Here is a 19,541-nt window from a genome sequence, read left to right on the forward strand (position 1 = left end):
GTTCAAATTACGGTAATAAAAATCAAACTGCCTCAATGGCTTAATAATCCCATTTTTTGACCGCAGTTATCGTTGATACTATTTAAGAAATTCTTTAAAAAAATCTGAATTATTACGGGCTAATGATGTATCTTTGCATCCCGACAGAACAGTCGGGATTCTTTAGCAATAGCACGTAAAATCTCGCCCAGCTATCAGTCTTACAAGACGAACATTTTTTAACAAAACACTTTAGACTTTTTTAAAGCCTTATGCCTAAAGACACCTCCATACGTTCAGTATTGATTATCGGTTCCGGACCTATTATTATTGGCCAAGCCTGTGAGTTTGATTACTCCGGATCCCAAGCTGCGTTATCCTTAAAAGAAGAAGGAATTGAAGTTTCTATTATAAACTCCAATCCTGCAACTATTATGACTGATAAGGTCATTGCAGACCATGTTTACCTCAGACCTTTAACGGTAGACTCTATTGAGCAGATTTTAATAGAGCGGAAAATTGATGCTGTATTACCTACAATGGGAGGGCAAACTGCCTTAAACCTTTGTAAGGAAGCTGAAGAACGTGGTGTTTGGGAAAAACATGGCGTTAAAGTAATTGGCGTTGATGTTGCTGCAATTGAAAAAACAGAAAACAGAGAAGCTTTCCGTCAGTTAATGGTAGACATAGGTGTAGGTGTTGCACCGTCTAAAATTGCAAACTCTTTCCTTGAAGGTAAAGAAGCAGCACAGGAAATCGGTTATCCGCTTGTTATCCGTCCTTCTTATACATTAGGTGGATCAGGTGGTGGTTTCGTGCACAAGAAAGAAGAATTTGATGCTGCGCTTAAACGTGGTCTTGAAGCTTCTCCGACACACGAAGTATTAGTAGAAAAAGCTGTTTTAGGCTGGAAAGAATATGAGCTGGAGTTATTAAGGGACAGCAATGATAACGTGATTATCATTTGCTCTATCGAAAACTTCGACCCAATGGGTATTCATACTGGTGACTCTATTACAGTAGCACCAGCAATGACTTTATCTGATACCTGTTACCAGGAAATGCGTAACCAGGCTATCAAAATGATGCGTGCGATCGGTACTTTCGCAGGTGGATGTAACGTACAGTTCTCTGTTAATCCTGATAACGACGATATCATCGCTATCGAGATCAACCCAAGGGTTTCACGTTCATCAGCACTGGCAAGTAAAGCAACAGGTTATCCGATTGCTAAAATTGCGGCTAAGCTGGCGATTGGTTACAACCTTGATGAAATCGAAAATCAGATTACCAAAACTACCTCAGCTTATTTTGAACCTACTTTAGACTACGTAATCGTTAAAGTACCACGCTGGAACTTTGATAAATTTAAAGGTGCGAATATGGAACTTGGCTTACAGATGAAGTCTGTAGGTGAAGTAATGGCTATTGGTCGCAGCTTTATCGAAGCGCTTCAAAAAGCATGTCAGAGTTTAGAGATCGGACGCGCTGGTTTAGGTGCCGATGGAAAACATAACAGAAGTATCGAAGAAATTATGCACGGCCTGGAGCATCCAAGCTGGAACCGCTTATTCCTGATTAAGGATGCGATGAGCATGGGCGTTCCATTGGAATCTATCCGTAAAGTAACCAAAATTGATAAATGGTTCTTAGCACAAATCCAGGAATTGGTACAGCTGGAAACAGAATTAAAACGTTATTCATTAAACAACATACCGAAGGATTTCTTCTTCACCCTGAAACAAAAAGGATTCTCTGATATCCAGATTGCATACCTTTTAGGTAATGTGACTGAGGACGAAGTTTATGACCGCAGAAAATCTTTAGGAATCAGAAGAGTTTATAAAATGGTAGATACCTGTGCTGCTGAGTTTGCTGCACAGACCCCATATTACTACTCGACTTTTGAAGAAGAGAACGAATCTGTTCCTTCTGATAAAAAGAAAATCATTGTATTAGGATCGGGCCCGAACCGTATTGGTCAGGGAATTGAATTTGATTACTCTTGTGTGCATGGTTTACTTGCAGCAAAAGAAAGCGGATTTGAGTCGATTATGATCAACTGTAACCCTGAAACAGTTTCTACAGATTTCAACATGGCAGATAAGTTATACTTTGAGCCAGTATTCTGGGAACATGTACGTGAAATTATCGAACTGGAAAACCCGGTAGGTGTAATTGTACAGTTAGGTGGTCAGACTGCTTTGAAAATGGCAGAAAAACTTCATGAGAACGGAATTAAAATTATCGGTACTTCTTATAATGATATGGATGTCGCTGAAGATCGCGGACGTTTCTCTGACTTATTAAAAGAACTGGATATTCCTTATCCTAAATATGGTGTTGCAGAAAATGCAGAAGAAGCTATCGTAGTAGCTAATGAAGTTGGTTATCCGGTACTGGTTCGTCCTAGTTATGTATTAGGCGGACAAGGAATGAGCATTGTGATCAATGATGAAGATCTGGAGAAAGCAGTAGTTAAGTTATTAGGTGATTTACCAGGAAACAGAGTGCTGATTGACCATTTCCTTGACAGAGCAGAAGAAACTGAATCAGATTCAATCAGTGATGGTGAGGATGTACATATTGTAGGTTTAATGGAGCATATTGAGCCTGCTGGTATCCATTCCGGAGACTCATTTGCAGTATTGCCTCCATTTAGTCTTTCTGCTAAAGTGATGGAAAGCATGGAGACCTACTCTAAGAAAATTGCAAAAGCTTTAAACGTAATTGGTTTGCTGAATATCCAGTTTGCTGTTAAAGATGAAAAAGTATATGTAATCGAAGCAAATCCAAGAGCTTCGAGGACTGTTCCTTTTATCGCTAAAGCATACGATGTTCCTTACATCAATATCGCAGCTAAAATCATGTTAGGTGTTAATAAGCTGAAAGATTTCACGATTGAACGTAAGTTAGAAGGTTATGCAATTAAAGAGCCTGTTTTCTCTTACGATAAATTCCCTGAAGTACCGAAAGAATTAGGTCCTGAAATGAAATCAACTGGTGAATCTATCCGTTTCATTAAAGACCTGGAAGATCCATATTTCAGAAAGTTGTATAAAGACAAATCAATGTATTTATCAAAATAATTATACTGATCAATAAAAAAGTCCCGTGATTACGGGACTTTTTTTATGTCTTGATTTTAATGATTGTGTTGGCAGGCAAGCTATAAACTTAGCCTACTGGTTTGAAAACCCTTCTTAAGTGAATGTTCTCCACAGGATAAACCACTAATGGGATCTTTTCAATAATAGTTTCGCTGGTATCCAGTCCGAAAGCTTTAGTATCAGACTGAGCCAGCTTTTTAATGGCAAAATAGCTTCTCAGGATAAACCCGTCTTTCAGGCTAAATTCATTTTCATAGGAAAGAAATTTTTCCATGATGACAAAACGGAAATCTGCAGCCAGATTGAATTTATTCAGCGAGTCATATTTACTGGTGATATCAATCTCTTTATTGGCCACCATTTCCTGTACTACTTTTCTAAACAGCACATTAACGCGGGGATGGATACGGAAACCTAACCTGAATTCTATGCGGATGATTTTATCATCAGCAAGTTCCTCAACCATATAATCCATTGTATAAGGTTCATCTGTGCGTTCAATATGTATAAACCAGTACACATCTGCGCGTTTTGGATTACGGCTGAATATAGAATAAAGAACCTTTTGCTCAATCTGTTTACTGTTATTTGCCTTGGTCAGATAGATCAGGTGTGTACAATACTTTGAGATGGAGCGGTCTTCGCTCAGGGCTTTCAGCATAGGGACCTGATCTTCAAGTTCCACAAATTTTAAGAAACGATTCGTGATTTTACGGGCTTTGAACCAGACAAACATGGTGAAGATCAAGCCGACTTCAAATACTAAGAAGAAGAGTCTTTTAACGATTTTTACCGAATTTGCCACAAAGAAAGAGAGTTCTACTACAGCAAAAACACTAACAATAGGGATCACCATCCAAAGTGGCCAGCGCTTCACATAACGCATAAAATAATACATCAGGATGGTAGTCATCAGCATGGCTATGGTAATGGAAAATCCATAGGCGGCAGTCATGTTCTCTGAGGTCCTGAAATAAAGGGAAACAGCTATACAGCCAATACAAAGTAACCAGTTGATACTGGGAATATAAATCTGTCCTCTGATATTAGTTGGGTATTTTATGGTCACCTTTGGCCAGAAATTCATACTTACAGCTTCGCTGATCAGCGTAAACGAACCAGAAATTAAGGCTTGACTGGCAATAATTGTTGCCATTGTCGCTACAATGACTACAGGGATCAGAAATAGATGGGGAACAATCTCAAAGAATGGATTAATACCATCAAAACTTTTTTGTGGGCTTTGCATTAACACCCATGCACCCTGACCCAGATAATTCAGCACTAAAGCTGTTTTTACAAATATCCAGCTGATCTGTATATTTTTTCTGCCGCAATGGCCTAAATCAGAATAAAGTGCTTCTGCACCGGTAGTACATAAAAAGACAGCTCCTAAAAGCCAGAAACCATGTGGATGGTCCATTAATAACCTTGCCCCGTAATATGGGTTCAGTGCTTTAAATATTTCAGGATAATGAATCACTTGTTTAAGTCCCAGTAAGGCGATCATTAAAAACCAGCAAAACATAATTGGACCGAAAGAAGCACCAATTACCTTTGTCCCGAATTGCTGAAAAAAGAATAATAATACGATAATCGTAATTACAATACCCAGAATCAGCGTGTTACCCGGTACAATAATTTGTGATAAAGCAGGGACCAGGTTTAGTCCTTCAATGGCAGAGGTTACAGAGATAGGAGGCGTAATAATACCATCAGCTAATAATGTTCCTGCTCCTATTATTGCAGGAATCGCCATCCATTTACCATAGCGCCTCACTAAAGCGTAAAGTGAAAAGATCCCGCCCTCTCCTTTATTATCTGCCTGAAGCGTGATGAAAATATACTTGAACGTGGTTTGCAGGGTAAGTGTCCAGAATACGCAAGAGATGGCTCCCAATACTAAAGCCGGGTTAACTTGTCCGCCTTCTTTAAGTAATACCTGGAAGGTATAAAGCGGAGAGGTACCGATATCACCGAATATGATACCCAGTGTAACTAACATACCCGCTGCGGATAGTTTTTTAAGGTTAGGATGCATGATTATAGTTTGGCTATTTTTAATCAAAATTACGCTTTCTTATTCTATCTCAATGACATGCGGTTTAATTTTAACCACATTTTAATTCTTGTCCCGGATCTTTGTATTTAAATCGAGCTCATTTATGATATCATACATAAACTGAACTATATATAGGCCCTGGTCTATAGAGGAAGGCCCCAGGATGCTTTTGCTTAAAGGAGGAGGTTCGAAATAATTGCTTTCAAGAGGAAATGCAATGTATAAACGGGATGCAATAAAAGAAAGCATAACCGCACTTTTTGTTTTTTTATTGAGGAAAAGAATCCTGTTCATCATAGCAGGCGTCAGAATATGTCTTGCTTCTATCTGATCGGTTGAATGGGTAGTAAAAGTTTTATTAAACTCCGGATCTTCCAGTACAACGAGTTTGCTGCCTGACAGGTTAGATATAGGAAGGGCTTTTGTAAACCATCCGACCAGCTTACTCCCGATATTTTCTGGACTAATCAGGGTTATCCCATTAAAATTCTTATTAAAATCGGCGGTAAAAATAATCCCTTTGAAAATCTCATGCCATTTTTCCGCTCTGTTGCCCTTTACATCTGTACTTTCTGTTTTATAAGATGCATTGACTTCAGAAAAGTAAAATCTGGTTTTGGCCAGTGAACCTGTGACGCTGTTTTTGCTGCTATATTTATCAGGTGCCTCTGTAAAAAGCTGACAAGCCATAAATTCATCTTCCGGTAAACCGTCATCCGGTTCAAAAGTAATGTCCTGATAATTTGATTTAAGAATTGCCTTAAGTAATCTGCTTTTGAAATTAACTCTGTAATCCAGATAAGCAGGAGCTATTTTTAAGTACAGGTTAAGCGTATAGAGCAGAACAGCAATACCAGGAATATAAAACCATATGGGCAATAGGCTAAAAAAACTAACTGCAATGGTTAGAAATACACCAAATACAAAGCAGCTTATTGCTTTGCGCCTGGCTGCGGTTAGTATTTTACGTTCATCTTCCAGATGCTGTAAAATGCCCTGCAGCGCAGGGCCATTTCTGAAATCTGCTGTCATTAATTATTGAACAGATCTTTAGCATTTATATTTTTTCTTTCTTTAGCAGTATTTTCCAGCACTGTGAAAGGCTGGAAATCTAATGTTCCGGAAAAAACGTTTCCCGGAAGCATCATTATTCTTTTGCCAATCAGTGTGTTATAAAAATTAATTCCAATGATTATAGCGAAAATTATAGTGATGAAAATGAAGGTTAACATTTAATTTAGATTTGGTTTCTTTAGTTTATTAAAACTAGTGAAATTTATCCAAACAATAAAGAAAAAACATCTTCTATTTTGTTTACGCCAGTAATTTGCAGTTTATATTTATCTGTAATCAGGCCCTTTAAATTATAGTTAGAAACAAAAATTCTCTCAAAACCTAGTTTATCGGCCTCAGCAATGCGTTGTTCTATCCTGTTGACAGCACGGATTTCTCCGGATAAACCGACTTCTGCTGCAAAACAGATTTTTGAAGAAATAAAGATATCCTCATGTGATGAAATAATTGCTGCAAGGATAGCCAGGTCAATTGCAGGATCTTCTACCTTAATACCACCAGCAATATTTAAAAATACATCCCTGGTACTTAACCTGAACCCACAGCGTTTTTCCAGAACTGCGAGCAGCATATTCATCCTGCGGGTATCAAAGCCTGTAGCTGAGCGCTGAGGCGTTCCATAAGCTGCAGTACTGACCAAAGCCTGTGTTTCAATTAACATAGGTCTTGCGCCTTCTAATGTGGCTGCAATGGCAATTCCACTTAACTCTTCGTCCCGTTGTGACAATAGAATTTCTGAAGGATTAGATACCTGTCTCAGTCCTCCGCTGTGCATTGCATAAATACCCAGCTCTGCTGCTGCACCAAATCTGTTTTTAATAGAACGAAGGATTCTGTAAACGTGATGCCTGTCACCTTCAAATTGCAAAACGGTGTCAACCATATGTTCCAGGATTTTAGGGCCTGCAATAGCACCGTCTTTGGTGATATGACCAATTAAAAATACAGGGGTGTCAGTTTCTTTAGCAAAACGCAAGAGTTCTGCAGTACATTCTCTGACTTGCGAGACGCTGCCCGGAGTAGAATCGATATGTGCAGAATGAAGTGTTTGTATAGAATCAACCACTATAATATCTGGCTCCAGTACTTCTATTTGTTTAAATATATTCTGAGTAGAGGTTTCAGTAAGAATATAACATTCTGCAGTGGGATTGTTAGTTATTCTTTCTGCACGCATTTTTATTTGCTGCTCACTTTCCTCCCCTGAAACATACAGTACCTTTTTTCCAGTGATATTTAGGGCAAGCTGAAGCATCAGTGTTGATTTTCCTATTCCTGGTTCGCCGCCAATCAGCACGACAGAACCAGCCACCAGGCCGCCTCCCAATACGCGATCAAGTTCAAGGTCGTTGGTAGATAGCTTATGCTCTTCGGTAAAAGCAATATTGGTGATTTTGTTGGGTTTATTGGATCTTTTTGTTGATCCGGATGTCTGCCATGCAGGAACACTGGCCCCGGGTTTTTCAATTACTTCTTCGACAAAGGTATTCCAGGAATTACAAGAAGGGCATTTTCCAAGCCATTTGGCCGATTCATACCCACAACTCTGACAGAAATATGCTGATTTAGTTTTAGCCAATTGATTTAAGATTAAAAGACGAATTTAACTTAATTTGGTGGATATAAGAACCTGTTCAGCACATTAAACGGATATAAATAGAAAAGCCCGGTACTTGAGGTGACCAGGCTTTTCCATTATGTTTTGAACATGAGATTTACAATTTTATTTCTTCGTCTTTAGAAGAGATAAAGTGAAACTCTGTTAGTAAGTAAGACGGAACCGCCTTAACTTTAATTTTCTGTCCGAATTTAAAGAACCACTTCCATTGCAGGGAGTAAATACCTTTTTTAATAAAGGCCTCTATATACGGGTGTACACAAAGTGTAATATTTTTTTCATTTTGCTCACGCAAAATATAGTTCATATTACTTTCAATATCATCCATTAAAACAATACTAGCTTTAATTTCACCAGTACCGTGACACATAGGACAAACTTCGCTGGTCACAATGTTCATCTCAGGACGAACACGCTGACGTGTAATTTGTACAAGGCCGAATTTACTTGGAGGCAGAATAGTGTGTTTAGCACGATCCAGCAGCATTAGTTCACGCAGGTAATCAAATAACATTTTACGGTTCACTGGTTTATGCATATCGATAAAATCGATCACTACAATACCACCCATATCACGTAATCTGAGCTGACGTGCAATTTCTTTTGCAGCCTCTTTGTTTACCTGTAAGGCATTTTCTTCCTGATTTTCTTTATTTGCTGTTCTGTTACCGCTGTTTACATCGACTACGTGAAGTGCTTCGGTATGTTCAACAACAAGATAAGCCCCGCCGGCAAGATTTACGGTTTTGCCAAAGCCATTCTTAATTTGTTTTTCAATGCCGAAATGCTCGAATATAGGTTCCTTGTGCTTATAAGGTTTTACTATTTTCTCCATTTCCGGAGAAATCTCATGCACATAAGAACGGATATCTTCAAACAAACCCGTATCGTTCACATAAACATTGGTGAAGTCTGCACTTAGAATGTCACGAATTAACGTTGACGTTCTGTCCATTTCTCCCCAAACACGTTTGGAAGGTTCTGCATCAGGTAATTTCTTGATGAAAGTTTCCCATTTAGAGACAGAATCCAATAAATCTTTCTGTAATTCTTCAACACCTTTACCTTCAGAAACTGTTCTGATGATCACACCGAAGTTTTTAGGCTTAATACTTTCAATAATCTTTTTTAAACGATTACGTTCGGTATTACTCTTAATTTTTTTCGAGATTGAAATTACATTAGAAAATGGGACTAATACTATGTACCGTCCTGCAATAGAAAGATCAGAGCTTAGACGCGGTCCTTTAGTTGAAATAGGCTCTTTAGCTATTTGAACAGGTATAAGCATGTTTTTGGAAACGACCTCAGATATTTTGCCAGCCTTATTAATATCGGCTTCAAGCTTTAAATTGTCTAATAACGTCCCACTAACAGTGCCATTCCGCTTAATTTTTGTAAGCTTTAATAAAGATTGAACTTGCGGACCAAGATCGAAATAATGCAAAAAAGCATCTTTCTCATAACCCACATCAACAAACGCAGCATTTAGCCCCGGCATAATTTTTTTTATGCGGCCTAAATAAATATCGCCTACGGCGTAATTTGTGTTAATGTGTTCTTTATGAAGTTCTACAAGTTGTTTATCTTCAATCAAAGCTATGGTTACTCCTGTAGGAGACGAATCGATAATTAATTCCTTTACCAAAAGCTATACATTTAAAGGGATGAATCCCTTATTAAACACATGGACTGAATATATAAAAAACAGATCAACGAATAATAGATACTAAGAATATTCCTAGTATCTATTATTCGTTGATCATGAAGAAAAATCTATTTTTTCTTATGTCTGTTTTTTCTTAAACGTTTTTTACGTTTGTGGGTGGCCATTTTATGTCTTTTTCTTTTTTTACCGCTTGGCATAATTGTAAGGTTTAAATATTTTTATAAATCTGTTTATTAGTTTTTGGTTTTCAGTTCTGCCACCTTCTTATCAATGAAATTAGATAAGGTTGGATTTGCTGCCAATTTTTTACTGTTCAGGTAAGCTTCAATAGCCTCCTTGTTTTTACCCAGGTTTTCATAAGCTGTAGCCAGATAAAAATAAGCATCTGGTGAAGGCTTTTTAGCTATTATACCATTAAACCTGGTTATTGCTTTATCAAATTGTCCGGATTTTATTGCAAAAGTTCCTAAGCTCATGTTTGCTTTCAGGTTATCAGGATCTTTTTTAATGACGTCCAGCAACATTGCTATTCCCGACATTGGTGCACCCATACCGTTAACGATAGTGATTCCCAATCCAGTTTTAGCTTCAAGACTTGTTGAATCCAGTGCTACAGCATTCGTATAAGCTGCATTTGCTTTTTGTAATAAAACCGGAGAGATTAAACTATCCTGAGTATTATCAAAAGCTTTCATCAATCTGCCGCCTGCAGCTAACCAGCTATTCAGGTTTCGCTCTTTACCAGCAATGATTTCCAGATATAACGCGCTTGGAACTGCTTGTTCAACATCATCCCATTTTTCTGCAAGAACTTTGGCTGCATTCACTTTCTGATCTTCAGATGCAGTTTTATATGCATTTTCCAATGTAGTGATTTCTGCTGCCAAGTTAGCATTAATTGAATTTTTAGCAGCGGTCGAGACCTCTGTTAAATTAATTGTACTGCCTGCTGAAGTAAGTTGCCCCCCGGCAGGAACGCCAGTTGTTTCTTTCTTCGGCTTCACTAAACCTTTAATATCTCTTGTAAACAAAAATACCGCGAGCAGAATTACCGCTGCAATTATAAGTGTCTGTTTAGATCGGATAGTGTTCATCATAAGCAGATTAAGCTTCTACGCTTAGTTTTTTTGAATTGTTCTTTACTTTATCAACAAAAACTTTTGCTGGTTTAAAACTTGGTACAAAATGCTCTGGAATAATAATCGCAGTGTTTTTTGAAATATTTCTGGCAGTTTTCTGTGCTCTCTTTTTAACAACAAAACTTCCAAAACCTCTAACGTAGACATTTTCGCCACCGATCATACTACTTTTGATTACTTTGAAAAACGCCTCAACGGTTTCTTGTACATCTACCTTTTCAATTCCTGTTTTCGTTGATATTTCTGAAATAATATCTGCCTTAGTCATATTTTCTATTATTAATTGTTGTGTGTTTAATATTATAAGTGATTTGGGGTTGCAAAAGTATTGCTTTTTAATGAGATAGGAAAATAAAAGATCAATTATTTATCTTGAATAGTATCAGGGAATTGCAAGTTTTACAGAAATTGAGTTTTCTATCCGGTAAAGCAAAATATACATTGGAGAATTTTGCGGCCTGAAAAATAATAATTTATAAATCGACAAAATAATGGATTACTTGTATTTTTGGGGTTATGGCATTTCAGAAAGAGCTTATCGGATGGTATCTGGTTAATAAAAGAAATCTCCCCTGGAGACATACACAAAACCCCTATATTATCTGGTTATCAGAGATTATATTACAGCAGACAAGAGTGGAACAGGGGTTGCCATATTTTAACCGCTTTCTGGAAGCCTATCCAACAGTTCAGGATTTTGCAGCGGCTACTGAAACTCAGGTTTTAAAGCTCTGGCAGGGATTGGGATATTATTCACGCGGCAGAAATATGTTATTTACAGCCCGTCAGATCATGGATTTACATGCGGGTGTTTTTCCTGTCAGCTACCAGGACCTGATCAAACTTAAAGGAGTTGGTGAGTATACTGCGGCTGCGATTTCTTCTTTTTCATCGGGAGAGGCAAAGGCTGTTTTAGATGGTAATGTCTTTCGTGTGCTTTCGAGATATTTTGGAATCAGCAGTCCGATAAATAGCACTGCAGGTAAAAAAGAGTTTACTGAACTTGCCCAGTCTTTGATTTATAAAGAAGATCCGGCATTGTATAACCAGGCGATTATGGAGTTTGGGGCTTTGCAATGTAAACCTAAATCCCCGGATTGTGAGGTTTGTCCGCTGATGCTTTCCTGTTATGCGAAAAATAATAATCTGATCCCGGTTCTCCCGGTTAAACTTAAAACAGTAAAGGTCCGGACCAGATATATTAATTATTTTGTTTGTGAAAATGACGATAAAGTACTGGTGAATAAAAGGATTTTGGAGGATATCTGGCAGCATTTATATGATTTCCCGAGCATTGAAACTGCTGTTGCTGCTGACACTGATCAGGAAGAATTTATTAAAGAAGTTAAACAAAAATTTGGGTTAGATGTTGTTATCCGTCCGTTAATGCAGGTAAAACATTTGCTGACGCACCAAATTATATACGTTCAATTTTTTGCTTTAGATAATTATATCATTAACTTTAATATTAGCGCAGAAGCCAATTGGGTCACATGGGCCGATTTAGATCAACTGCCACAACCGAAAATTCTAACCAAATTTATTAACTTCTATTTTAACAAATAGTAAACTCCAAATTCATGTCAGGTATTAACAAAGTAATTTTAGTTGGACATTTAGGGAAGGATCCTGAAGTCCGTCACTTAGATGGTGGTGTTACAGTAGCCAGCTTTCCTTTGGCTACATCAGAAACCTATAACAAAGATGGTAAGCGTATTGAACAAACAGAATGGCATAATATTGTGCTGTGGAGAGGGTTAGCTGAAGTGGCATCAAAGTATTTGCAGAAAGGAAAACTCGTTTATATAGAAGGAAAACTGCGTACACGGTCATTTGAAGACCGGGAGAAGATAAAAAAATATGTAACTGAAGTCGTTGCGGAGAATTTTACGATTCTGGGCAGAAAAAGCGATTTTGAAAATACTCCGGTGACTACCAATAGTACACCTAAAAGTGAAAATGATTATTTAGATGCAGACGGCATCTCTGGTGATCTGCCATTTTAATCAAAGCTATTTAAAAGCTGATATTTCAATTTATTCTTAAAGAGAGGCCTGGATATTATATCAATATATCCAGGCTTTTTTTTGTTTAATCTTTTGCTGGTTTTCATTTAACAGATAAGTCGTTTCTAATTGAAACAGGAAAGGGCCTTTTGTATAGTAATAACCGGTAAGATAAGTTCGTATTGACTAGGGTATGAGTCCACGTTTTTGCCGTAAATAGATGGGCTCACTATTAACTTGATACGGCCAGTGATATACCATGGCCGCTGACTGGAAATGTCCTTAAACAAAACAGGCCGCCTTTATGCAAGGCGGCCTGTTGTTAGAATTTATAGCTAAAAATTAATTAGGATCTTTAACGTAATAGATGTTAAGTCTGATTCTTCTGTTGTTCTGATTGATAAATGAACCGATTACTGCTCTTCCGCCAGAAGTTGGATAAGGGAACACATTGAATTCAGTTGCTGCTGTTGGTGCCAGATAAGTTCCGTAATCCACAGTTTTACCGTCAATTAAATCCTGAATGTAATTGGTCACTACAAAAGTATAGCTTTTCTTGGTGTTGTCATAATAACCTCCGAAAGGTAATACAGCACGCGGATCACCAGAAGGATTGCTCTGTGAAGCCGGGTTATTATCCGGTAGATTTTGTCTCTGTTTTGCAATATCTAAACGGTACAACGAAAGACGTGGTGGTATTTTAAATGGAATTGAATCAGCAGGATCATTGATGTCGATTACAAGTTCTGCTTTGTTGATGACCAGTTTTGTGCCTAAAGATGCTTTCAGGTTTTTAAGATAAGGGAAAGTGATCAGATTTCTGACACCGCTCATTGCCTGTAAATAAGTAGTCTGGTACTTGCCTGGTGTTTTAAGTTGTGCGGCAACCGGAGTAGTCCCGTAGTCATGTGTAACTGTTGCTGCTACTGGTGTTGCTGTTGTACCCAGAGAAATCGGGAACGAAGCAAATACCGTATCTATAGTTTTAGTCGTTGATGTACTTTTTCTTTTGTAATAGATTTCCAGATTAGAATTTCCGGTTCTGAATTCAAAGAACATAATTCCACCTGGTTTTCCTGATGCTGCTGTTGCTGTTACTTTTAAACCCTTGAATGCAGCATTCAGATTGCTGTTCGTACTTAGTGTTGCTGAGTCCAGCGCCAGGATTTTACTTTGTATCATAGCCGCGTTCAGTTTGATCCTGATCTGAGGTACTGCATTATATACGGTATCTGGTGCGTCTGTGATAACTCTGGTCACTTTGATAGGAGTTGTTGGTTTTGGCTGAATAGACAACGCACCAAGCTGAGTGGTTGCTGCATACACAGTATTGCTCATAAACTTGCTCTGTGCATATAGGTTCGCATCCAACTGGCTTACATTGATGTTGAAAGTGGTGGTACTGTCTCCATAGAATGGGGTGAAAAGACTCAGTGCAGCTGTACTTCCGGCAGTTACCTGGTAAGGTAATACCAGAACTGCAGAGTCAATGACTGCGTTTTGACCAACTGTAAATCCTGTACCTGATGGCAGGCCAACTGACATAGCCAGGCTTGCTGTAGTAGCTCCGAAGATCGGATCGGTCATTTGTCCCAGTGGATATCTTGGTAATCCGGCAAATCCTCCTGAAGTACCTGCAGAAAAAAATGTTGCCGCTGGTTCATCCAATACTGTGTTGGAAGTAACAGTGACTGTATCAAGAAGAATCCCTTCGATTCTGGTGGCCGGACTAACATCTAAACCGATGGTACTGGAGTCTTTACAAGACGAAAAAAGAAAAAGACTTATCAACAGGGTCAATAAGTCTAGTTTTGAAAATTTCATAATTAATTTAATAATACCTGAGTTTATGCAATTGAAACCAATTCATCGTTCGAGATTTCCTCATATAATGAGTAAAAGTTCTCGAAATTTTCGGTTAAATTAAAGGCTAAAGTTGGCTTATTTGAATCTTTAACAAATTTTAACACATTGGCATCAATTTTTTCATCGGCCAAAACTACAGCGTCAGAATAAGTAATTGCTCCGATATGTAAAGTGTTGCTATCCGCATTTTCGAAAACTTTAGTGTCATCTGCAGTCATATTGTTCATCACTGCTTTTTTATGCAAGTCGGCATGTAAAGTTTCAGTGAAGCAATTCTCATAGACAGAATAAACAACTTTTGAATTCTTAAATGTTGGATCGTTCTTGTAAGAAGTCTTAATGTATACAGGGACTAATGAAGTCATCCAGCCATGGCAATGCACGATATCCGGTGCCCAGCCTAACTTTTTAACAGTTTCCAGTGCGCCTTTGCAAAAGAAAATTGTTCTTTCGTCGTTGTCTGCATAGAACTTGCTTTCTTTATCTCTGAATACGTACTTGCGCTGGAAATAATCTTCATTGTCCAGGAAGTACACCTGCATACGGGCTGCTGGAATTGATGCGACTTTGATAATAAGCGGGTTGTCGTTGTCATCAATCATGATGTTCATCCCAGATAAACGAATAACTTCGTGCAGCCTGTTCCTACGTTCATTGATATTTCCGAACCTTGGCATAAGAATACGGATCTCAAATCCTTTTTCCTGCATTGCCTGAGGTAGTTGACGGGTAATCTCTGAAATTTTCGTGAGTTCCAGGAAAGGCGACATCTCGTGTGTAACAATCAGTAGCTTCGTTTTTGCCATCTCCATATTTGTGAATAAATATTTATGTTAAAGAAAAGATAATCAAGGGGCAAAGGTAAGCAATTTATTCAAATTTATCAATATCTTGCCGAGATGTTTTGTTGGGATTATATAATTAACCAACTTTGGACTTTGAAATTTTACAACCCGGTTTGGAAGTTATAAATACAATAGCAGGATTAAATAGCTTGCTGAAGCCACGAAAACTGGCTCAACAAAAAATTGCATTAGTGCCTACAATGGGTGCTTTGCACAAAGGACACGTCTCTTTGGTTAAGATCGCTCAGCAGCATGCAGATGTTGTGGTATGCAGTATCTTTGTCAATCCAACGCAGTTTACAGACCCTAAAGACCTTGAGAAATACCCAAGGCCCCTGCAGCACGATATTGAAATGCTACAGGAGGCGGGTTGCGATTATGTGTTTATGCCATCTGTTAAAGAAATGTATCCTGTGCCCGAAAACTGGCATATTGATCTTGGTCCTGCAGAGTTTTTACTGGAAGGTGAATTCAGGCGGGGACATTATCAGGGGGTAACGCAAATAGTTAAAAAACTTTTTGATGCAGTTGCTCCTGATGTCGCCTTTTTTGGTCAGAAAGACTTTCAGCAGGTGCTGATGATCCGGAATATGGTTACTCATTTCAATTTGCCGGTGCAAATTATTTCCTGCCCTATCATCAGAGAAAATGACGGACTGGCTATGAGTTCCAGAAACATTCATCTTTCTGCTTTGGAACATGAACATGCATTAGTACTAAGCAGGGCATTATCTTATGTGAAAGATCACTTTCATACAGAAAATATAGAAACCTTATTGAAGGAAGCTGTAGCTATTATTCAAGCTGTAGAAGGAGTTGAGCTCGATTATTTTACAATTGCGAATGGTGAAACGCTTCTTCCTGAAAATGATAAGACGGCGGCGCACCTGGTCGCCCTGGTCGCGGCAAAGGTCGGTGAAACCAGGTTGATTGATAACATGATGTTAAACTGACAGTAGTTACAATAAACAAATTTAAAGTTACATAACTTTGCAATGGCTATCTAATAGCGTTAACCAATTTACAGTATGATTATCGAGATATTAAAATCGAAAATACACCGCGTCAGAGTTACTCAGGCGGAACTAAATTATGTAGGCAGTATCACAATTGATGAAGATCTGATGGATGCGGCAAACATTATTGCCAATGAAAAGGTACAGATTGTCAATAATAATAATGGAGCAAGATTTGAAACTTATGTAATTAAGGGCGAGCGTGGTAAAGGTACAGTATGCTTAAACGGTGCGGCTGCAAGACAGGTACAGGTTGGAGATACGTTAATTATCATTTCTTACGGGTCTCTGCCAATAGAAGAGGCTAAAAAATATACACCAATACTGGTTTTCCCTGATGATAACAATCATCTTCTGAAATAGAATTTTCACTGGCTGGTAACTATTTTCTGAAAGATGCTATGCAACCATAGTATTTTTCAGTTTGAAATACTAAATTTGGCAGAAAGTAATTTCCAAAAAATAATTATTATGCTATTTCAACTAAGTGAAGAACAATTGATGATCCAGCAGGCTGCGAGGGACTTTGCGCAGAATGAACTGAGGCCTGGCGTGATTGAAAGAGATGAACATCAGAAATTTCCTGCAGAGCAGGTGAAAAAACTTGGCGAACTGGGTTTTTTAGGAATGATGGTTTCAGAAAAATTTGGTGGCAGCGGATTGGATGCGGTATCCTACGTACTGGTCATGGAAGAACTTTCTAAAGTTGACGCTTCCGCTTCTGTTGTGGTTTCAGTTAATAATTCTTTAGTTTGTTATGGCTTAGAGGCCTATGGGTCTGAATTTCAGAAAGAAAAATATCTTAAACCTTTGGCTTCAGGACAACAGATCGGCGCTTTTTGTCTTTCTGAGCCGGAGGCAGGTTCTGATGCGACTTCTCAGCAGACAACAGCAGAAGATAAAGGTGATTATTATTTGTTAAACGGAACAAAAAACTGGATAACCAATGGCAGCACAGCTTCTACTTATCTTGTCATTGCACAGACACATCCGGATCTTAAACACAAAGGAATCAATGCTTTTATTGTAGAAAAAGGCATGGAAGGCTTTACTATCGGCCCGAAAGAAAATAAAATGGGGATTCGTGGGTCTGATACACATTCTCTGATGTTTAATGATGTTAAAGTTCCCAAAGAAAACAGAATTGGCGAAGATGGCTTCGGTTTTAAATTCGCTATGAAAACTTTAGAAGGCGGCCGTATTGGTATAGCAGCTCAGGCATTGGGTATTGCAGCTGGCGCTTATGAACTTGCTCTTGCTTATTCTAAACAACGTAAATCATTCGGTAAACCAATTTCTGAACATCAGGCAATCGCTTTTAAGTTAGCAGATATGGCTACGCAGATTGAGGCCGCAAGAATGCTGGTTTACAAAGCAGCCTGGTTAAAAGATCAGGGTCTTCCCTACACGCTGGCTGGCTCAATGGCTAAATTATTTGCTTCTAAAGTAGCTATGGATGTAACGGTTGAGGCTGTTCAGGTGCATGGCGGCTATGGGTTTGTTAAAGAATACCATGTGGAGCGGTTAATGAGAGATGCAAAAATTACACAAATATATGAAGGTACTTCGGAGATACAGCAAATGGTAATCTCCAGGGAGATACTCAGATAATCTTCTAGGATATAAGAAAAAGGGCTGTTTTCCATATGGAGAACAGCCCTTTTTCTTATATTATATATTGGGTTAGCCGTTGTCTGTACCGGCAATAGTACCAAACAGGGCTTTAATAATGGCTACAACGATTGCTAAAAATGCAGCAGCGAAGAATCCTGAAACAGTAAACCCTGACATCATATTCGAAACTAAAAGGATCATTAATACGGTAATGATGAAAGACATTAATCCTAAAGTCAGAAAATTAATCGGGAAGGTAAGCAGTCTTAAAATGAACCCGATCGTAGCATTTGCCAGCGCAATCAGGACAGCTGCAATAATTGCAGTACCGAATCCTGTGAGATGAACTCCGGGAACAATGTATGAGCCGAGCAGCATGGCCAGGCCCATCAATAAAATTTCAATAATAAGTTTCATAATGTTTAGTTTTAAAAAATGTACAGCTGTTTATTAAAATTACCTCCGGTGTTGTTTGGCGTGGCTTGTTTAATGTCATGTTCATCAGCAAATAATAAGCCACTTTCTATACAATTCTCCCCGGATAGCACTTCAATTGTCTTTTCAGATATTGACCCTGCTGGATTATGGCAGCTTAAAAACAGGCCGGGTATTGACACTGCACATGCTGATGTGGTATCTGTATCAGAAGTGTCTCCCGATGATGATACTGCTGATATGGAGCATGATGTGGCTGGTAAACTGGAAATAACTGATAGTAATTTAGTTTTTAAACCGCAGAAATCATTTATTTCAGGAAAAAAATATCTGGTCATATCTTATATGAATGTAAAGTTTGCTACGAATAAAAAAATAATCAGCGGACAGCTAAACCACAGTGTAATGCCTCAGCAGGTCGTGCTAAAGCGTTAAGCTGGTTCCTTCGTTCCGATTTTATTTTTTTTATTTTCTGTTTCAGGCTGTTATTTAATTTTTTTAAATTAGATCTGATGAACGGCTAATGGATTTACGAGTGGGAATTGTTTTTATTTTTGAAATAAAATCCCTACCTTTGCACTGTTATAGAGGGGCAAGAGGGGGCAGATGTCCCCTCTTTTCTTTTATCCGCAAATTGGTTTATGCAAGTAGAGAAGAGAGTAATAGAATTAGTAGAGGAAAAAATTTCGGACAGACCGGAGTTATTCTTAGTTGAGGTAAAGTTGTTGCCTGGCAATAAGTTAATCATTCATGTGGATGGTGACCAGGGCATCAGTATTCAGGATTGTGCTGCGATTAGCAGGCATGTTGGGTTTCATCTGGAAGAAGAGAATACTATTGAGAAAGCATATAACCTGGAGGTTTCTTCTCCTGGTGTTGGCGAGCCTTTGAAACTTAAAAGACAGTACGATAAAAATATCGGGCGTGAATTGAGTGTTAAAGTTGCCGGTGGTGATATTATGGAAGGCAAATTGCTGGATGTAAATGAGCAGTCAATTACCGTAGAAGCGAAAGTAAAAGAAAAAGGAAAGAAAGCACAATTGGTTGAAACCAGTCTGGACTTTAATAATATAATAGAAACAAAGGTTTTAATTTCATTTAAATAAAA

18 protein-coding genes are annotated in these 19,541 nt (G+C 38.3%); 8 read left to right on the forward strand and 10 right to left on the reverse strand.

Translation table 11 applies throughout. The annotated features are described in order from the left end of the window. The first annotated feature begins 251 nt into the window (after positions 1–251). On the forward strand, positions 252–3,068 hold the full coding sequence (carB, locus tag HDE68_RS07430; protein ID WP_183880534.1) for a carbamoyl-phosphate synthase large subunit: 2,817 nt from the start codon (positions 252–254) through the stop codon (positions 3,066–3,068). An 88-nt stretch (positions 3,069–3,156) separates the two neighbouring features. Here the strand turns inward: carB and HDE68_RS07435 are convergent, their stop codons facing one another. The 7 genes from HDE68_RS07435 to HDE68_RS07465 all read right to left on the reverse strand — a co-directional run bounded on the left by HDE68_RS07435 (position 3,157) and on the right by HDE68_RS07465 (position 10,919). Continuing rightward, positions 3,157–5,130, reverse strand: coding sequence for a KUP/HAK/KT family potassium transporter (locus HDE68_RS07435; RefSeq protein ID WP_183880536.1), 1,974 nt, complete (start codon positions 5,128–5,130; stop codon positions 3,157–3,159). An 81-nt stretch (positions 5,131–5,211) separates the two neighbouring features. Then, on the reverse strand, positions 5,212–6,183 hold the full coding sequence (locus tag HDE68_RS07440; protein WP_183880538.1) for a DUF3137 domain-containing protein: 972 nt from the start codon (positions 6,181–6,183) through the stop codon (positions 5,212–5,214). Further along, positions 6,183–6,383 carry a hypothetical protein gene (locus tag HDE68_RS07445; protein ID WP_183880540.1) on the reverse strand — a complete coding sequence of 67 codons (201 nt, stop codon included), beginning with the start codon at positions 6,381–6,383 and terminating at the stop codon, positions 6,183–6,185. The genes HDE68_RS07440 and HDE68_RS07445 overlap by 1 nt, the downstream gene beginning before the upstream one ends. A gap of 44 nt (positions 6,384–6,427) precedes the next feature. Next, a complete protein-coding gene (radA, locus tag HDE68_RS07450) occupies positions 6,428–7,804 on the reverse strand; it encodes a DNA repair protein RadA (RefSeq protein ID WP_183880542.1) in 1,377 nt (458 codons plus the stop codon). Between the two features lie 136 nt (positions 7,805–7,940). Next, positions 7,941–9,491 (reverse strand): Rne/Rng family ribonuclease, encoded by a 1,551-nt coding sequence (locus HDE68_RS07455; protein WP_183880544.1) that lies wholly within the window; start codon positions 9,489–9,491, stop codon positions 7,941–7,943. Between the two features lie 254 nt (positions 9,492–9,745). Beyond that, complete coding sequence (locus tag HDE68_RS07460; protein ID WP_260171687.1) at positions 9,746–10,606, reverse strand: tetratricopeptide repeat protein; 861 nt, start codon at positions 10,604–10,606, stop codon at positions 9,746–9,748. 10 nt (positions 10,607–10,616) lie between these two features. Next, on the reverse strand, positions 10,617–10,919 hold the full coding sequence (locus HDE68_RS07465; protein ID WP_041883022.1) for an HU family DNA-binding protein: 303 nt from the start codon (positions 10,917–10,919) through the stop codon (positions 10,617–10,619). A gap of 248 nt (positions 10,920–11,167) precedes the next feature. Here HDE68_RS07465 and mutY point away from each other — a divergent pair, with 248 nt between their 5' ends. Both mutY and HDE68_RS07475 read left to right on the forward strand, forming a co-directional pair. Continuing rightward, positions 11,168–12,217: an A/G-specific adenine glycosylase gene (gene mutY, locus HDE68_RS07470; protein WP_183880548.1), complete on the forward strand. Its 1,050-nt coding sequence runs from the start codon at positions 11,168–11,170 to the stop codon at positions 12,215–12,217. A 14-nt stretch (positions 12,218–12,231) separates the two neighbouring features. Continuing rightward, positions 12,232–12,657, forward strand: coding sequence for a single-stranded DNA-binding protein (locus tag HDE68_RS07475; protein ID WP_041883024.1), 426 nt, complete (start codon positions 12,232–12,234; stop codon positions 12,655–12,657). A 342-nt stretch (positions 12,658–12,999) separates the two neighbouring features. Here the strand turns inward: HDE68_RS07475 and HDE68_RS07480 are convergent, their stop codons facing one another. Together HDE68_RS07480 and HDE68_RS07485 are read right to left on the reverse strand one after the other, a co-directional pair. Then, on the reverse strand, positions 13,000–14,481 hold the full coding sequence (locus tag HDE68_RS07480; RefSeq protein WP_183880550.1) for a DUF4270 domain-containing protein: 1,482 nt from the start codon (positions 14,479–14,481) through the stop codon (positions 13,000–13,002). 23 nt (positions 14,482–14,504) lie between these two features. After that, complete coding sequence (locus HDE68_RS07485; RefSeq protein WP_260171688.1) at positions 14,505–15,329, reverse strand: glycogen/starch synthase; 825 nt, start codon at positions 15,327–15,329, stop codon at positions 14,505–14,507. Positions 15,330–15,481: 152 nt separating this feature from the next. Here HDE68_RS07485 and panC point away from each other — a divergent pair, with 152 nt between their 5' ends. The 3 genes from panC to HDE68_RS07500 all read left to right on the forward strand — a co-directional run bounded on the left by panC (position 15,482) and on the right by HDE68_RS07500 (position 17,995). Next, a complete protein-coding gene (gene panC / locus HDE68_RS07490) occupies positions 15,482–16,321 on the forward strand; it encodes a pantoate--beta-alanine ligase (RefSeq protein WP_183880554.1) in 840 nt (279 codons plus the stop codon). A 75-nt stretch (positions 16,322–16,396) separates the two neighbouring features. Continuing rightward, positions 16,397–16,747: an aspartate 1-decarboxylase gene (gene panD / locus HDE68_RS07495; protein ID WP_183880556.1), complete on the forward strand. Its 351-nt coding sequence runs from the start codon at positions 16,397–16,399 to the stop codon at positions 16,745–16,747. Positions 16,748–16,855: 108 nt separating this feature from the next. After that, the gene (locus HDE68_RS07500; RefSeq protein WP_183880558.1) at positions 16,856–17,995 is read left to right on the forward strand and encodes an acyl-CoA dehydrogenase; all 1,140 of its coding nucleotides are present in this window, start codon (positions 16,856–16,858) and stop codon (positions 17,993–17,995) included. Positions 17,996–18,067: 72 nt separating this feature from the next. Here the strand turns inward: HDE68_RS07500 and HDE68_RS07505 are convergent, their stop codons facing one another. Then, positions 18,068–18,415: a phage holin family protein gene (locus HDE68_RS07505; protein ID WP_183880560.1), complete on the reverse strand. Its 348-nt coding sequence runs from the start codon at positions 18,413–18,415 to the stop codon at positions 18,068–18,070. A gap of 18 nt (positions 18,416–18,433) precedes the next feature. Between HDE68_RS07505 and HDE68_RS07510 the strand changes: the two genes are divergently transcribed. Together HDE68_RS07510 and rimP are read left to right on the forward strand one after the other, a co-directional pair. Then, on the forward strand, positions 18,434–18,868 hold the full coding sequence (locus HDE68_RS07510) for a hypothetical protein (RefSeq protein WP_183880562.1): 435 nt from the start codon (positions 18,434–18,436) through the stop codon (positions 18,866–18,868). A gap of 206 nt (positions 18,869–19,074) precedes the next feature. Further along, complete coding sequence (gene rimP / locus HDE68_RS07515; protein WP_183880564.1) at positions 19,075–19,539, forward strand: ribosome assembly cofactor RimP; 465 nt, start codon at positions 19,075–19,077, stop codon at positions 19,537–19,539. Positions 19,540–19,541: the final 2 nt, after the last annotated feature.

It is taken from the genome of Pedobacter cryoconitis (assembly GCF_014200605.1).
Taxonomy (GTDB): domain Bacteria; phylum Bacteroidota; class Bacteroidia; order Sphingobacteriales; family Sphingobacteriaceae; genus Pedobacter; species Pedobacter cryoconitis_B.

Coding starts and splice junctions, on each gene's coding strand:
- rimP (WP_183880564.1), top strand. CDS start 19,075: ATGCAAGTAGAGAAGAGAGTAATAGAATTAGTAGAGGAAAAAATTTCG.
- HDE68_RS07460 (WP_260171687.1), bottom strand. CDS start 10,606: ATGAACACTATCCGATCTAAACAGACACTTATAATTGCAGCGGTAATT.
- carB (WP_183880534.1), top strand. CDS start 252: ATGCCTAAAGACACCTCCATACGTTCAGTATTGATTATCGGTTCCGGA.
- mutY (WP_183880548.1), top strand. CDS start 11,168: ATGGCATTTCAGAAAGAGCTTATCGGATGGTATCTGGTTAATAAAAGA.
- HDE68_RS07510 (WP_183880562.1), top strand. CDS start 18,434: ATGTACAGCTGTTTATTAAAATTACCTCCGGTGTTGTTTGGCGTGGCT.
- panD (WP_183880556.1), top strand. CDS start 16,397: ATGATTATCGAGATATTAAAATCGAAAATACACCGCGTCAGAGTTACT.
- HDE68_RS07465 (WP_041883022.1), bottom strand. CDS start 10,919: ATGACTAAGGCAGATATTATTTCAGAAATATCAACGAAAACAGGAATT.
- HDE68_RS07480 (WP_183880550.1), bottom strand. CDS start 14,481: ATGAAATTTTCAAAACTAGACTTATTGACCCTGTTGATAAGTCTTTTT.
- HDE68_RS07505 (WP_183880560.1), bottom strand. CDS start 18,415: ATGAAACTTATTATTGAAATTTTATTGATGGGCCTGGCCATGCTGCTC.
- HDE68_RS07445 (WP_183880540.1), bottom strand. CDS start 6,383: ATGTTAACCTTCATTTTCATCACTATAATTTTCGCTATAATCATTGGA.
- HDE68_RS07485 (WP_260171688.1), bottom strand. CDS start 15,329: ATGGCAAAAACGAAGCTACTGATTGTTACACACGAGATGTCGCCTTTC.
- HDE68_RS07435 (WP_183880536.1), bottom strand. CDS start 5,130: ATGCATCCTAACCTTAAAAAACTATCCGCAGCGGGTATGTTAGTTACA.
- HDE68_RS07500 (WP_183880558.1), top strand. CDS start 16,856: ATGCTATTTCAACTAAGTGAAGAACAATTGATGATCCAGCAGGCTGCG.
- HDE68_RS07475 (WP_041883024.1), top strand. CDS start 12,232: ATGTCAGGTATTAACAAAGTAATTTTAGTTGGACATTTAGGGAAGGAT.
- HDE68_RS07440 (WP_183880538.1), bottom strand. CDS start 6,183: ATGACAGCAGATTTCAGAAATGGCCCTGCGCTGCAGGGCATTTTACAG.